10 protein-coding genes are annotated in these 13,088 nt (G+C 71.0%); 4 read left to right on the top strand and 6 right to left on the bottom strand.

Features of this window, described 5'->3' with window-relative positions; all coding sequences use genetic code 11:
* Positions 1-5,075 (top strand): hypothetical protein (locus ABEA10_RS08390; RefSeq protein WP_345459659.1); only part of this gene is annotated, 5,075 nt, incomplete at its 5' end.
* A gap of 34 nt (positions 5,076-5,109) precedes the next feature.
* Here ABEA10_RS08390 and ABEA10_RS08385 read toward each other — a convergent pair.
* From ABEA10_RS08385 to ABEA10_RS08370, 4 genes are all read right to left on the bottom strand, one after another.
* Positions 5,110-5,694: a hemerythrin domain-containing protein gene (locus ABEA10_RS08385; RefSeq protein ID WP_345459656.1), complete on the bottom strand. Its 585-nt coding sequence runs from the start codon at positions 5,692-5,694 to the stop codon at positions 5,110-5,112.
* Positions 5,695-5,777: 83 nt separating this feature from the next.
* Complete coding sequence (locus tag ABEA10_RS08380; protein ID WP_329252542.1) at positions 5,778-6,215, bottom strand: hypothetical protein; 438 nt, start codon at positions 6,213-6,215, stop codon at positions 5,778-5,780.
* Positions 6,216-6,353: 138 nt separating this feature from the next.
* Positions 6,354-6,581, bottom strand: coding sequence for a hypothetical protein (locus ABEA10_RS08375; RefSeq protein WP_329252539.1), 228 nt, complete (start codon positions 6,579-6,581; stop codon positions 6,354-6,356).
* Between the two features lie 101 nt (positions 6,582-6,682).
* Positions 6,683-7,699, bottom strand: a complete 1,017-nt coding sequence (locus ABEA10_RS08370; protein ID WP_345459651.1) for an NAD-dependent protein deacetylase — start codon at positions 7,697-7,699, stop codon at positions 6,683-6,685.
* Between the two features lie 79 nt (positions 7,700-7,778).
* Between ABEA10_RS08370 and ABEA10_RS08365 the strand changes: the two genes are divergently transcribed.
* Both ABEA10_RS08365 and ABEA10_RS08360 read left to right on the top strand, forming a co-directional pair.
* Positions 7,779-7,994, top strand: a complete 216-nt coding sequence (locus ABEA10_RS08365) for a DUF2277 domain-containing protein (protein WP_345459649.1) — start codon at positions 7,779-7,781, stop codon at positions 7,992-7,994.
* Positions 7,995-8,279: 285 nt separating this feature from the next.
* On the top strand, positions 8,280-10,628 hold the full coding sequence (locus ABEA10_RS08360) for a Tex family protein (RefSeq protein ID WP_345459646.1): 2,349 nt from the start codon (positions 8,280-8,282) through the stop codon (positions 10,626-10,628).
* A gap of 214 nt (positions 10,629-10,842) precedes the next feature.
* Here ABEA10_RS08360 and ABEA10_RS08355 read toward each other — a convergent pair whose 3' ends face one another.
* Complete coding sequence (locus ABEA10_RS08355; RefSeq protein ID WP_345459643.1) at positions 10,843-11,244, bottom strand: hypothetical protein; 402 nt, start codon at positions 11,242-11,244, stop codon at positions 10,843-10,845.
* Positions 11,245-11,354: 110 nt separating this feature from the next.
* On the opposite strand from ABEA10_RS08355, the gene ABEA10_RS08350 reads away from it, so the two are divergent.
* Entirely contained in the window at positions 11,355-11,945 is a 591-nt protein-coding gene (locus tag ABEA10_RS08350) for a TetR/AcrR family transcriptional regulator (protein WP_345459640.1), read from the top strand.
* A 47-nt stretch (positions 11,946-11,992) separates the two neighbouring features.
* Here the strand turns inward: ABEA10_RS08350 and ABEA10_RS08345 are convergent, their stop codons facing one another.
* Positions 11,993-12,973, bottom strand: coding sequence for a TerC/Alx family metal homeostasis membrane protein (locus ABEA10_RS08345; protein WP_345459637.1), 981 nt, complete (start codon positions 12,971-12,973; stop codon positions 11,993-11,995).
* Between the last annotated feature and the right edge of the window lie 115 nt (positions 12,974-13,088).

The following is a 13,088-nucleotide window of genomic DNA, read 5'->3' as shown; positions in this document are numbered from 1 at the left end:
GGCACACGCCCCCGGCTCACACCATCGGAACGGTCCATCCGGACACCCCGGCCAAAGGTTCCGACTCCGGAGACGTCCACGTCGCCGGTGCCGGTTTCGTCCCCAAGCCGCCCGACGCCGCCCCCGAGGGCAGGCTTCCCGGCTCTGTTGCCAAGCTCCCTGATGCCGCCGGCAAGCTTCCCGACGCCCCGGCCAAGCTTCCCGCAGGGGCCGGAAACCGGATCTCCGACGTGTTGAACCGCCCGGTCCCCCGCGCCGAGCAGGCACCGCTTCAAGGGCAGAACACGGCACACGGTACCGGCGATCCGGCGCCGCCGGCCGGAGGTGGATCCGCCGGCACCCTGGCCGTCTCCCCTGCCGGCGAGACGCGCGGTGCCCACGGGATCTCGGGTGGTCCGCCCGAGGAGGTCAGCTGGCCGGACTACGCGGAGGACGGCGTGGCGGGCGACGGGATGGACATCCGGGCCGCCGAGTTTCCCACCGACCCGCTCGCCGCGGCGCGCCGCTGGGGCAAGGGCTTCGCGCCCGATCTCGATCCGCGCATCCGCGCGGCGATCGAACGGCACCTCGCGGACGTGCTCTCCGATCGGAGCCCGGACCGGCTGCTCGACCTGCTGAAGAACGGCGAGACGTTCGCCGTACGGGGAAAGGGCGGGAAACACACGGTCACGCTGTGGCTCCACCCTCGCGATCCGGTCCACCTCACGGAGACCGGCGGGGCCCGGAAATACTCGGTGGAATTCGGAAGCTGGGAAGCGGCGGTACGGGAAGGGCGGAGCGACGGCAGGGAAGCGTCGGTCGGTGCCGCGCACAACGAAGAAATCTCCGATATGACCGACGACAACGCCCTGCCCGGGGTCTCCCGGTCGACCACCTCGAGTGAGTCTCACGCGAGAGTGACGCGCATCATGCCCGGTCACAAGGTGATGGTGGGTGCCCACGACGCTTTCGACGCCCGCGCGTCGGTCGAGGTGTATGTCGACGGGGCCGAACTCGCGAACGACGCCCGGGTCCCGGACCTTTCCATGACCATCGCCTATCCGGAGAACTTCCGGGGAGAGAACGCGGCCGACGGCGCGCTGCCGCCTGTCCCCCGGCACGAGGTTCCGTCCGACAGGGCGGACGCGGTGCGCCCGTACCGTCCCATCCTCACCGCCGTGGACAATCGCCCGATCCTGGCGAAACTGGTGAGCCACGCTCTCGCCGAGGGCATGCGGCCCGACGCTGTGACCGAGATGGTGAACAGGCTGGCCGACGGGCCACTCGGCCAGCAGCCGTTGATGAATCAGGGCGCGGCTCTGCTGGACGGGTTCACCGTCGGCGGTGTCGAGGTCAGCGCGCGGGTGGTGCGTCTGGAGCATCTGACCACGACCCAGGGGACCATCCGTGACGACCTCGCCACCAGCACGATCCACCGGCACGGCGAACGGAGAAGGGCACGGTGGCAGGCCGCCGGCCGGGTCAAGATCAGTTGGTTCTTCGACCCGTCCGGAAGGACCCTCAAGTGGTCCATCGGCGGGCATTACCAAAAGGGACGCGTCCACGTCACCATGAACGCCGACGCGAGCATGGTGAAGCTGACCGCGCTGCAGAAGGAAGTGCCGGTCGACGTCTACCGCGCCAGACTGGAAGTCCGGCTCAGGTCGGAGGATCTGGGCACGGTCACGGTCGACGCGCCGAGCTGGCTGACCGTACGGGCCGAGGACGCCGCCCGGATGGAACGCGACATCTGGGGCGCGGAGAAGACCGACGGCCTCATGCACCCCGCGCCGAGCGCCCATCCCGCGGCACCGGCCCTGGCTCACGGGACCACGGGGACCCCGGAGGAGCCACCGGCTCTGGCGGCCGGCCGTGGCTCCGGCCGGGCGACCCTGCACGAGCTGCCCGGCGCCGAACGCATCGTCCCGCAGATCGAGAAAGCGATCAGCGAGGCGATCCCGGACCTCACCGAGGCGGAATCCCATCGCCTCTCGGAACTCCTCGCGCCCTCTTTCGGCCGGCGGGGGCTCGAAGGACGCACGGTCGCCGACCTGGTGAACGGCGTGGACTTCAGCGCCGTGATCAAGGGCCATCGGATCGACGTCTCCCTCACCGCGGACCCGGGGGACGTCGTCGATCGCTCCGCCGTCGACATGACGGTGAACACGCGCGATCTCACGATGTCGGGAATCACCGTCGGGCATGCCAAGGTCTTCGGAGTCGGCGCGGACACCGTCGGCGCGGTGGAGCTCCAGCCGTTCGACGGCCTGGCCGACGGGCCCGGCAGCCCCCGCCTCCGCCGGCTCCTCGCGCCGCTGAAGTGGCTGAAGATCAGCCCTGCCAAGCTCACCGGAAGCGTCGGGCTCGACAGGACCAGCGGCGACGAGCTCGCGAAGAACATGACCTCGTACTCGCGGAGGGAGACGAGCGGGCCGACCATAAAGATCAAGAAGAGCGTCGCCTACACGGCGCGGTTGCGGGTGCGCGGGCCGGACGGGGCGTCCTCGGACGCCTCGTGGACGATCAGCGGGAAGGACCTGACCGTCAACGTGCTGGTACCCGAGGTGCACGTCCCCCACGGCCCCGTCGCCGACGCCGCCATCGCCGACATCGGCCGTCTCGAACGTACCGAAGAGTTCGCCGGACCTTCTCTGGACCTGTCCGGCCAGGTCACCGGCATCACTCCGGCCGTGGCCGCCATCCGGGGCCTGGATCTCGAGGTGGCCAGAGCCCTGGCGGACCTGAACGGCCGGCCGGCTCCGCACGACCGGTTCGACATCCCCATGGAGATCCGCGACGCGACCCGGCCCTTGCAGCTGCAGACCGACTTCGGCAAGTACACGGCACCCGGCGGTCACAAGGTCCACGTCGGCGAGACGGTGGACGGCTGGCAGCAGGCGGTCAGGATCGAGCTCAGGGTCGGCGCCCCGCGATATCAGTTCCCGGTCCGGGGAATCGAGAGTGAGCACTACCGCACCACGGGCTATGAGGCCAAGGCCATGGCCGAAGGCGGCTGGCACCTGGCCGGGCAGGGAAGATTTCTCGGCGTCCACCTCCACGCGGGGCCGGTGGAGGGTCTGCACGAGGTCGGCCTCACCCGGGGAATCGGACGGAACACCGTCAGCAGCGTGGAGGAGGGCTCGACCGCCGTCCTGCGCGGGACGTACGCGGACGACGGAGTGTCGCACATCCTCGACCGCGCGGACCTTCACTTCACGGTGACGCCGGTGCGCTGGAAAGGGCACACGGTGGAGGAGGGCACGCCCGTGCACCTTCTCGCCCACGAGAGCGTCGACCTCATCGTGCCCGATCGGATGGCGCAGAGGCACGGTCTGTCCGGCCCGTCCACCGCCGTCGCCCCGGCGACCGGGCTGCGGACGTACGTGCCCGAGGCGGCCATGCCCTCGGCGTTCCCCGAGATCGTGGAGGCGCCCCACCTGCTCGACAGGATCGTCGGCGCACTGGAGGACGCCGGGACGCTCTTCAAGGGAGAGCACCTCACCGCGAGCCAGAACATGCGGATCCTCGAGAAGCGGTTCGGACCCGGGGCCCTCGCCTCGGACCTGCCGACGCTGCTCGACCGCGGCGTGACGCAGGTTCTCCACACGCGGAGCGGCGAGCCGACGAGTGAGCGGAGTGGACGGCGAGGGACGAGTCGTCCGCGGAGCGAGGGAGGAGGGGAGCGCGACCATGAGCGGAGCGGCGAGCCGACGAGTGAGCGGAGTGGACGGCGAGGGACGAGTCGTCCGCGGAGCGAGGGAGGAGGGGAGCGCGACCATGAGCGGAGCGGCGACGGCCACACCCGCGTCACGCGCGTCTCCGTCCGTGCCCTGCTGAACGAGGGCAGGCACACCGGCGATCGCCCCGAACTCCGTCAGATGATCCGGAGCCAGCCCGAGAACGCGACCGCGGCGACGAGCAAGGACACGTCCAGCCGGGGGTTCAGGTGGCGTGTCCGGGGGATCGTCGGCTACCACGGCGTCGGTGCGGGCGGCCAGCACACGTTCGGAAAGAGCACGCAGACGGAGTCCGGTCATACCGCCAGAGACGGCCGGCGGAGGTACGACCGGCGCCAGACGCTCGAGGGCTCCCAGGAATTCACCTACGACGACGTCGACTTCGAAGTCTCGATCTCGTACGTGGATCTGCCGGTCAAGGCCGCCGAAACCCTGGTCGACGCCGCCCGGAACGCCGGCGGGCGGGTCGCGGCGCGGACCGGAAGCCGTACGGCCGCGGCGTTCGGCGACCACCGGCGGAACGTCCAGACCCGGACCGAACACGCCTCCGGGCGCATCGTGGTGGCGGTCCCGGATCACTTCACCCGGCCCGCCGCGGAGGGTGAGAGCGTGCCCGGATGGGCCCCGGTCCGCGGCGAGGCGCACCGCTGGGCGAGGTACACCCCGCCCCTGAACCACCAGGCCACGCTGCTCGAACCCGGTCTGCTCCACCGCATCGCGTTCCCCGGGGCGCCGGCGCTCCGGGAGATGGCCACGATGGCGGCGGTGCCGAAGAGGTTCCGTGGCGCGGTGCCGCAGCCGGCCGAGCCGTTCAGGGGACCCGAGCTCCGCCGGTACCTCGACGCGGACCTCGATGAGAGGTTCGGCCAGGCGCATCTGCTGGCGCACGTGGACCGGCTCCTCGCCCACGAGTTCGCCTTCAAGAGCGGCGACCACGGCGAGGAGATCCGGCTCGGGATCAACGTCACGAGCCTCGTCAGGCTCGCCCACGCGCCGTTCAAGGTGCGCATGTACCAGCAGGACACCGCGCTGCGTAAGGACAGCCAGGGACACGGGCGGACCGTCAGCCACCAGACCGGCGTCTCAGGCGGCCCGGAGTCCCTCACCGGCCTGCACAGCCGGGGCGGCGACCATGGCACGACGTCCTCCAGCGACGCGGGCACCACCGACATCCGGGAGCGGGACGAGGAAGGGGTGTCCCCCATGCACGTCTTCGCCGCGAACCTCACCGGGATCGCTCACCTCCCGGACGGCACGGATCTGCTCGCGGACGTCCCGAGGGGCCTGTACTTCGCGCTCACCGACGCCGATCTCGCCTACTTCCGAGAGCGGCACCCCACGGTCACCATCGTCGAGTGAAGCGGGGCCGGGGTCGTGGCCGTGTGTCCCGGCGTCAGCGGCGCCCCCGGCGCCCGCCGCGCGTGAGCGTACGCACCAGGTCACGGGCCCGGTCGGCCGCCGAGACGAAGACACCGAAGATCATGTTGCTCTTCGCCGACTCCACGCCGGGGTGCGGATGCGTGGGCGCCATGGCCTCGGCCGCCTTGATGGCGGCGGCCAGCCCGCGCAGTTCCGCGTGACCGCGCCGGCTCAGCACGGGGAACTCCTCCCGTTCCTCGCGCTCGGCGTGCTCGAGTACCTCCGCGCGGAGGCGCGCGAACATCGGCGGGAAGCTCGGGTCGTGGGTGCCCATCCGCTCCAGGTCACGCAGCATGGTCTTGCCGCGCTTCTCCTCCTCCAGCAGGCGGTCGACGATCCGGTCGCCGTTCGGGGCGATGCGCCGGACGATCGGATGGACGACCTGCTCCTCCGCGGTCTCGTGCACGGCGAGCAGGCGCCGGAGGCTCTCGAACGCCTCCTCCCGGCGCCGGCCGGTGTTCGCCTCGACCCGGCGGCACAGGCGGCGGATCTCTTCGTGCTGACGCAACAGCAACGCGACGGCGTTGGTCGCCGGCATCGTCTCCGGACGTTCGGCCATGGCCGGGTTTCCTTTCTCCGCGCATCGCCGGCTCGCCCTGGGTCTACCCGGTGCCGATCCGCGAAACCCTGAGTGCGTCCAGGTCACCAGCGCACGACGCTGGCGGACAGGGTCAGCGCGAAGGCGACGCCGACGAGGACGAGCATCGCCCAGGCCTGAATCCGCAACCGCCGGTGGAAGCCCGGCAGCTCCTCCGGCAGGGCGAACACCCGCGCCGGCCAGTGCCGCCACGAGACGTTCACGAAGATGGTCGTGGCGGCGGCGTACGGCACGAGGGCGACGGCGTAGACGGCCGCGACGGCCGGCCAGGTCACCATGACGGCGGCGGCGCTGAGCGCGAGCCCGGCCACCACGGCGATGACGCCGCGCCGGTTGCCGTGGGCGAGCACGAGGAGGAACTCCTCGCGGCGGCTCTCGTCGGGGAAGAAGCGCGCCACCCGCGGCTGGACGACGAACAGGCTGTAGGCCATCGAGCCCAGCCAGACGGCCGCGATCATCAGATGCACGATGGCGGCCGGCATGCACGGCACCGTACTCCGCCGGATGCCGGAATCGACATAGGCGGCAACGAACGCCGAGCCCGGCGGGTGCGTACGGTCAGGCGGCCGCCGGGTCGCGCGCGGGAGGCGGCCGTGCCGCTCCCGTCGCCGTGACTGTGCTCAGAGCTTGGTCATCTTGTGGTACGGCGCCGTGATGCGCTCACGGCGCGGGCGGAAGTCGACGAGGACGGCGACGTCCTCCTCGACCCCGATGACGACGCCGAGACCGAACTGGTCGTGGACCACCTGGTCGTCGACGGCGAACCGCTCGACCGGCGGAGCGTCGGCCGGAGGCTTGAACGGGCTGGTGGGCAGGTGTCGCCGGCTGGCGGCGCGGGGTGGCTTCACGCTCTCAGTATGGTCCTGCGCGTCGGTGGAAGATATGAATACCCCCAGTCCGGTCCGCGAATTCACGTCGGGACGAAACCCCCAAAGCGCCGCGGTGACCCTCAACGCGTCGCGTACGAGCCGTCGCCCAGCTCCCGCAGCAGGGCGGTGAGCGTGGGCCCGAGCGGGGCGTCGAACGTCACGAGAGCGTGTTCGTCGCCGCGGGTGCCGCCCTGGTTGACGATGGCCACCGGGATGCCGAGCCGGGCCGCGTGGCGGACGAACCGGTAGCCGGACAGCACCGTCAGCGAGGACCCGAGCACGAGCAGCAGCCCGGCGCGCTCGGTCAGCCCGTAGCACTCGTCCACCCGGGACCTGGGCACGTTCTCGCCGAAGAAGATCACGTCGGGCTTCAGCAGGCCGCCGCAGTCGACGCAGTCCACGACGCGAAAGGACGCGACGTCCTCGTCCTCGAGGACCGCGTCGCCGTCGGGGTTGATCGCGCCGGCCTCGGCGCTCCACGCGCGGTTGGCGGCGCTCAGACGTTCGTCGAGCACCTCGCGGGAGGTGCGCCGGCCGCAGTTCAGGCACATGACCCGGTCGAGACTGCCGTGCAGTTCGATCACGTCGTGCGCGCCCGCGGCCTGCTGCAGGCCGTCGACGTTCTGGGTGATGATCCCGCGGACCAGCCCGCGGCGCTGCAGTTCGGCGACGGCACGGTGCCCGGCGTTGGGCGTGGCCCGTGCGACGTGCCGCCAGCCGAGGTGGCTGCGCGCCCAGTAGCGGCGGCGGGCCGCGGCGCTCCCGACGAACGTCTGGTACGTCATCGGCTCGGCCCGTCGTTTACGGCCGGTCTCGCCGCGATAGTCCGGGATGCCGGATTCGGTCGACAGACCGGCACCGCTGAGCACCACGACGTCGCCGTCCGCGATGAGGTCGGCCAGCCGCGTGAGTGCGGCGCCGGCGTCCGGCCGCGTGGGGGCCGTGTCGGTGTCCGGCGGGGTGATCGCCGTGCCGGGGTCCGGCCGCGTGAGGCCCGCGTCGGCGTCCGGCCGTGTGCCGGCTGCGTCGGCGTCCGGCCGTGTGACGGCCGCGGGCGACGTATCGCCTGGACACTCGCCCAGCATCTGAGTGTTCACCCCCCAATGGTGCCCGATCTGTCCGATTGACCGAGCCGCGGCGTCGCGGCTGTCACACCGGAGGCGTTAGATGGGCGACATGTGCAGAAGCATCAAGACGTTGCGGCCCCCGATGACCGAAGAGGTCACCGACGACGACATCCGCGCGGCCGCCCTGCAGTACGTGCGCAAGATCTCGGGGTTCCGCAAGCCCGCGGCCCACAACGAGGCCGTCTTCGAGCGCGCGGTCGACGCGGTGACCCAGGCCACCGCCGACCTCCTGGCGGACCTCCGGGTCCGCGGCGCCCGTCCCTGATCCACGGGTTGTCCACAGCCTGTGGATGAATGAGTTACTCGGAACACATCGGCAGGGCCGCACGCCGCTGAGCGATGGCTCGATGGCGGCCGGGAGGCCCCGCCCCAGCGGTGCAGCTCGTGAGCCGAGGAAAGTCCTCCCCTCCTGCAGGGGATGTTGGGGGCGGAGCCACCCACATCGGGGGGTTCCGCAGGGTCGTCCTCGCCGGACTGGGGCCGTCCGGCGCGACAATGTCGGCGGATGCCTGCACAATGCATCCCAAGCTCAGTGAGAGGGCAAGGGATCGTGTCGACGTCTGTTCACCAGAAGATCGCCGAAGAGCTCGGCGTGCGCGAACGGCAGGTGCAGGTGGCCGTCGAGTTGCTCGACGGCGGTGCCACCGTGCCGTTCATCGCCCGCTACCGCAAGGAGGCGACGGGCGCGCTCGACGACGCCCAGCTGCGGACGCTCGAAGAACGCCTGCGCTATCTGCGCGAGATGGAGGAGCGTCGCACCGCGATCCTGGAGTCGATCGAGTCCCAGGGCAAGCTGGACGACGCCCTGCGTGCGCGGATCATGGAGGCCGACACGAAGGCCCGGCTCGAGGACATCTACCTGCCGTACAAGCCCAAGCGGCGCACCAAGGCGCAGATCGCCCGTGAGGCCGGCCTCGAGCCGCTCGCCGACGCGCTGCTCGGCGACCCGTCGCTCGACCCGCAGGCGGCGGCCGAGCCGTACGTCACGGAGGAGATGGACGCCGCGGCGGCGCTGGACGGCGCCCGCGCGATCCTCGTCGAGCGGTTCGCCGAGGACGCCGACCTGATCGGCGACCTGCGCGAGCGGCTCTGGTCCAAGGGCCGCATGGTCTCGCGCGTACGTGAGGGCAAGGAGGAGGCCGGCGCGAAGTTCTCCGACTACTTCGACTTCGCCGAGCCCCTGACGAGGCTGCCGTCGCACCGGATCCTCGCGCTGTACCGCGGCGAGAAGGAGGAGGTCCTCGACCTCACCCTGACGCCGGAGGAGGAAGACGGCGAGGTCACCGCGTACGAGCGGGCGATCGCGCGGCGGTTCGAGGTGCCGCTGAGCAGCCGGTGGCTGGCCGAGACGGTGCGGTGGGCCTGGCGCACGCGCATCCTCGTCCGGCTCGATCTCGACCTGCGGCTGCGCCTGCGGCAGGAGGCCGAGGACGAGGCGGTGCGCGTGTTCGCGGCGAACCTGCGCGACCTGCTGCTCGCCGCGCCCGCCGGCACCCGCACCACGATGGGCCTGGACCCGGGCTACCGTACGGGCGTCAAGGTCGCGATCGTCGACCCCACGGGCAAGGTCGTGGCCACCGAAACGATCTACCCGCACAAGCCGCAGGGCCGCTGGGACGAGGCGCTCGCCACGCTCGGCAAGCTCGCCCAGCAGCACGGCGTCGACCTGGTCGCGATCGGCAACGGCACGGCCTCCCGCGAGACCGACCAGCTCGCCGCCGACCTGATCAAGCTGATGCCCGGGCTCACCAAGATCATGGTGTCGGAGGCCGGGGCGTCGGTGTACTCCGCCTCGCAGTACGCCTCGCAGGAGCTGCCCGGCATGGACGTCTCGCTGCGCGGCGCCGTCTCGATCGCCCGGCGGCTGCAGGACCCCCTCGCCGAGCTGGTCAAGATCGACCCCAAGTCGATCGGCGTCGGCCAGTACCAGCACGACGTGTCGGAGACCAAGCTCTCCCGCTCGCTCGACGCGGTCGTGGAGGACTGCGTGAACGCGGTCGGCGTCGACGTCAACACGGCCTCGGTGCCGCTGCTGACGCGGGTGTCCGGCATCGGCTCGGGCCTCGCCGAGAACATCGTCCTCCACCGCGACGCCAACGGCCCGTTCCGGTCGCGGAACGCGCTGAAGGAGGTGCCGCGGCTGGGCCCCAAGGCGTACGAGCAGTGCGCGGGCTTCCTCCGCATCCGGGGCGGCGATGACCCGCTCGACGGCTCCAGCGTGCACCCCGAGGCGTACCCTCTGGTCCACCGGATCTTCGAGTCGACCGGCCTGAAGAAGGACGGCGGCGACGTCTCGGCGCTCATCGGCAACACCAGGGCGCTGCGGACGGTACGCCCGGAGGACTTCGTCGACGGCACGTTCGGCCTGCCGACGATCACCGACATCCTCAAGGAGCTGGACAAACCAGGACGCGACCCGCGCCCGGCGTTCAAGACCGCGACCTTCAAGGAGGGCGTGGACAAGATCGCCGACCTCGAGCCCGGCATGATCCTCGAAGGCGTGGTCACGAACGTCGCGGCATTCGGCGCGTTCGTGGACGTCGGCGTGCACCAGGACGGCCTCGTGCACGTGTCGGCGATGTCCAAGACCTTCGTCAAGGACCCGCGCGACGTCGTCAAGCCCGGCGACATCGTCCGCGTCAAGGTCCTCGACGTCGACATCCCGCGGTCACGGATCTCCCTCACGCTCCGGCTCGACGACGAGGCCGACCGCCGCAAACCGGGTGAGAGCCGACGCGACGGCGGCGCCCGGCGCCAGGGCGGCGGACGCCAGGGCGGTGGCCGGAACGGCGGCCGCCAGGGCCGCGGCGGACCGGGAGGTTCGAGCGGCTCGGGCGGCGGCGCACTCGCCGACGCCCTGCGCCGCGCCGGCCTCGACAAGGGCCTGCCCGGCCAGTAGGACCCGGCCGCAGGTTATCCACAGCCAACCCACGCCCCTTCCGCGACCGCCTCCTAACTGCCACTCGGCCGTCAGGTTGGTGACGGTCGGGTGATGGGCGGGTGGCCGCCGAGTGCGGTGTGGGGGCGTTGGGCGGCGGACGCGTCACGTCGCCGTCCGGACGGACGCCGTCCGGGCGCGGGGCATGTCGAAGACCCTCCGAGCCGTGGGTGGCCTACGACCGGCTCTCAGAATTCGCCCGGCACATGACGAAGGCGGCGATCAAGACGACGGTCAGCGTGCCGTCCCAGCCGACGGTCTTGGTCGCCTCCGCGATGCCGCCGTGGGTGGAGTAGGCGACTGTCGTGACCGTCAGGGCCGCCTTGTTGGCGATCATCAATGCCCACACCGCACCGTGGACGCGCGGCCTCAGCGCGAGCAGCGCGAACATCCCGCCGCACAGGAACAGGCCGTACATCCGCCAGGTCTGGACGACAAGGGTGGCATGGTCCGCCGCGGTCACGTCGGAGACCGCGGTGACGGCCGCGAGGAGTGCGGAGGCCGCGACCAAGCCGGTCAGGACCTGACCGACGGTCCCCCACCGGGACGATGTGCCGGCTGACGTCGAACTGTTCACGATCCGCTCCCCTGACGACTCCTTGTGCGACGAACTGTCGCATTAATGGATACGATGGCATGACCGAACGCTTAATGCAACGATTCGTCGCATCAGATGTTGAGGCGCACATGACCCAGACCCGGCCCGGGGGCCGCACCGCACGCACCCGCGCGGCCGTGCTCCAGGCGACCGTCGACGAGCTCGTCGAGTCCGGCTACGCGGGGCTGAGCATGGAGTCCGTCGCCCACCGCGCCGGCGTGCACAAGGCAACGGTCTACCGGCGCTGGGGCACCCTCGACGGTCTCCTGGTCGACGCCCTCACGTTCTTCGCCGACCAGTCCGTGCCGGCGCCCGACACCGGCGACATCGATGGTGACCTGCGCGAACTCGCCCGCTCCGCGCTGGCCGTACTCACGGACCGCGCCGGCCAGGCGCTGGTACGCGCCATGGTCTCGGCCGGCCACCACGACCAGGTCGCGCAGGTCATCCGCGCGTTCTGGGCCGAGCACACCACGATGGTCGCCAAGATCGTCAACCGCGCCGTCCGCCGCGGCGAGCTTCCCTCTGGCACTCAGCCGACCGACGTATCCCGAGCCATCGGAGCACCCCTGTACATGCGGCTGCTCGTCACCGCCGAACCGCTCGACAGCGCCGCGGCCGACCAGTCGGCCGCGGCCGTCGCCGCGGCCGCACGCGCCGGCGTTTTCGTCTCAACCTGATCGAGGAGGCCCCTCACGTGCGGGAGACCCCGTGAGCATGCGCCCTCTCAGCGGCCGTCGGCGACCGCGGACGCCGCTTGTCGGCGACCCGCGCGCAGGCTCGTCAGGGTGACCGTCAGCAGCGTCACGACGATCACGGCGAGCGAGATCGGCGTGGGGATCTCCGGCAGCCACTTCCACGTGCCGTGCGCCCAGTGCAGGATCAGCTTCACGCCGATGAAGGCGAGGATGACCGCCAGGCCGTACCCCAGGTGAACCAGTTTGCTCAGTGTGCTCTGCAGTACGAAGAACAGCGCGCGCAGGCCGAAGAGCGAGAAGGCGTTGGCGGTGAAGACGAGGTACGGGTCCTGGGTGACGCCGTACACGGCGGGGATCGAGTCGATCGCGAAGACCAGGTCCGTGCCGAACACCGCGACGACGACCACGGCGAGCGGGGTGAGGGCCCGCCGGCCGTCGAGACGGGCGGTGAGGCGTGGGCCCCGGTAGTCGTCGGTCACCGGCATCAGGCGGCGTACGAGACGGACCGACCGCAGGGAGGACACGTTCACCTCGTGCCCCGCTCCCGTGATCGTGTCCTTCACGATCTTGATGGCGGTGAACAGGAGGATGGCGCCGAAGATCACGAAGGTCCAGGAGACCGCCTGGACCGCCGCGGCGCCGATCGCGATGAAGACGCCGCGCAGCACGAGGGCGCCGGCGATGCCGTACAGCAGCACCCGCTGGGTGAGAGTGACGGGCACCGCGAAGGCGGCGATGAGCAGCATGAACACGAAAAGGTTGTCGACCGACAAGGACTTTTCAACCAGCCAGCCGGTGAAGTAGTCGACCGCGGTCTCCGAACCCCACCGCTGCCAGGCGAAGACGCCGAAGATGATCGGCAGGGCGAGGTAGAAGGCCGTCCACGCCAACGCCTCGCGGAAGGCGACCGCGTGCGGACGGCGGGTCAGCACGAAGTCCACCGCGAAGAAGAACAGCACCCCAGCGAGGGTCACGACCCAGACCAGCGGCGAAGCGACGGAAGTGGACATGCGGGCTCCTCGAACGGCTCGTCGTCCGAGGTCTCCTTCACCCGCGCGAGACGGGCCGCGACCCGGGGCCACCACCAAGGGTGTCCGTGCTGACCGGGCCGACGCTGGGAAGTAC

It is taken from the genome of Actinoallomurus oryzae, from assembly GCF_039541955.1.
Taxonomy (GTDB): domain Bacteria; phylum Actinomycetota; class Actinomycetes; order Streptosporangiales; family Streptosporangiaceae; genus Actinoallomurus; species Actinoallomurus oryzae.
The sequence above is the reverse complement of the archived record's forward strand: the minus strand, read 5'-3'. Positions and strand labels throughout refer to the sequence as shown.